General features: G+C 46.7%; 3 protein-coding genes and 1 pseudogene. All 4 read right to left on the reverse strand.

Annotated elements, in window-relative coordinates:
• Positions 1-80: 80 nt before the first annotated feature.
• Entirely contained in the window at positions 81-545 is a 465-nt protein-coding gene (locus CLV98_RS23155; RefSeq protein ID WP_109678504.1) for a hypothetical protein, read from the reverse strand.
• Positions 526-726 (reverse strand): hypothetical protein, encoded by a 201-nt coding sequence (locus tag CLV98_RS23160; RefSeq protein WP_109678506.1) that lies wholly within the window; start codon positions 724-726, stop codon positions 526-528. The genes CLV98_RS23155 and CLV98_RS23160 overlap by 20 nt, the downstream gene beginning before the upstream one ends.
• Positions 727-774: 48 nt before the next feature.
• Positions 775-1,341, reverse strand: a complete 567-nt coding sequence (locus CLV98_RS23165) for a hypothetical protein (protein WP_109678508.1) — start codon at positions 1,339-1,341, stop codon at positions 775-777.
• A 59-nt stretch (positions 1,342-1,400) separates the two neighbouring features.
• A pseudogene (locus tag CLV98_RS23575) lies at positions 1,401-1,832 on the reverse strand (hypothetical protein); the annotation flags it as partial.

The raw sequence follows: 1,832 nt of genomic DNA on the forward strand, positions 1-1,832 counted from the left end.
CTTTCAAGGGACAATAATCTTTAAAGCAAAAAAAGTGCTGCCAAGGAATGACAGCACTTTTATTATCAATTCATTATAAACTACGACTCTGTAGCTGGCCCTGGATCTGGTTCTCCATCTTGCTCTGGTTCGCCACCATGCTCGGAATCCGGATCGATTCCAGGGTCTGGTTCATCAGAAGGATCCAGGTCACCTTCCAGATGTTCATCCTCTGGCTCTTCCTGGACCCGGCTTTCCTTTGCAGCCTTTAGCTTTTTCAAATCTGCTTGAGCCTTTTCTTGAAGTGCCTTTAAGTTGTTTTCGTGGATCTGCTTTTTCTGGGCCACAATCTCCTCATAGCTCATGCCTTCATATTGATCGTTTTCGGCCTGCTCAGCCATCAATCGTTGTAGTCCGACTATAATGTGGCCTGCAATGGGTACAAGCTCGCTCTCCGCCTGAATATCGGGGAGAGTGCCCGATAAGTTTAGCTCGTTATAGCCAGCCTTTAGCGTTTTAATGATGGCCAGCTGCAGCTGCTCGGCCTTATTGGTTTTCTTCGCCATTCTTTGGTTCGGTTAGGGTGGTTTGTTCCAAGAAGCCCAGGGCAATAGGATCTTTTGTAAGTTCCAGGAGCTGCTCCTGACTTAGTTCATTGGTTAGTACCACCTGCTTTTTTTGTGATTCAATAGTCACCTTACCCACATACATGGGAATAACGCGCCATATCCTTTCTTTTTTTGCCATGGTTAAAGCATAAGGCCCCTTCACTAGGTGAAGGGGAATGAGAAAAATTTAAGGGGCAATTGCAAAAGGCATAGGTTTCACTGCAGCGGTATCCGTTGCCAGAGTAACACTTTCGGCCAAGAAGGGAGCATGCCATCCAAATCCGTCCGCCTTGCCTTTAAAGGTGATAGATTTCGGATCGTCCGCTTTGGCTCCAGAATCGTCACTATCCTCTATCACCAGGGGATTCCAGCTTGCGCCGTAAACCCGGCGTGTCCCGTCTTTATAGAATGCAATGATTACTCCTCCCTCGTTAAGGAATTTGAGTACCGCAGCCAACTGCTCCTTACTGCACCCAGCAAACTTACAATCGACCTCATGTTCAACATTCTGATAGCCGATTGCACCTTTTTTTGTGGATTTAGCCCGACCAGAATGGTTGTCAAATGTTAGTTCTGCAGCTATTACTCCTTCGGCAAGTCGAGGAGCTTCGGTACACTCACCATCAACAATATCTGCGTCAATTGGCCAGCCTGCTGTAAAATCGCTTTCTGCGAGTAATACCATACGCGCCATTCCACCCAGATTTATTTTACCACGGGCCTGGCGCTGTAGGCTTGAGAATTTTGATGCCATTTTATTAAAAGTTAAAAATGAAAAAAAACCAAAGGGGTTTCCCCCTTCAGTGAATGTTTTTACTTGTAAAGCACGATGAGCCTACCGTCGGCGTACTCTACATTGACTTCGAAGTCCATTAGGATTTTCAAGTCACGGTCTGCCTCCTGGAACTTGATGCGGGGCACATCGGTATCCACATCTTGGTGAAGGTAAAACAGGTTGCCTTCAACTGTCCAAAGCATATTGTCTACACCAATCATCCAGGTACGGGGCTTGATCTCCGTATTGGGAAGGGCGTTAAAGAACAGCTTATCACCTTTCTTGGTAACGACCTGGCTACCATTGGAAAGGGCAGCGTCCAGGGCGTTGATGATCCACACATACCAGGTAGGAGGAATGAACAGAGAGGCAGTCTCATCTTTGTACTCAATCAGATCCTCATTGCCAATGATCAGCGCAACAATTTTCTTTAACTCCCCAATGATATTGGCCTCCGTTACGGAAGCAGC

Source organism: Dyadobacter jejuensis (genome assembly GCF_003149085.1).
Taxonomy (GTDB): domain Bacteria; phylum Bacteroidota; class Bacteroidia; order Cytophagales; family Spirosomataceae; genus Dyadobacter; species Dyadobacter jejuensis.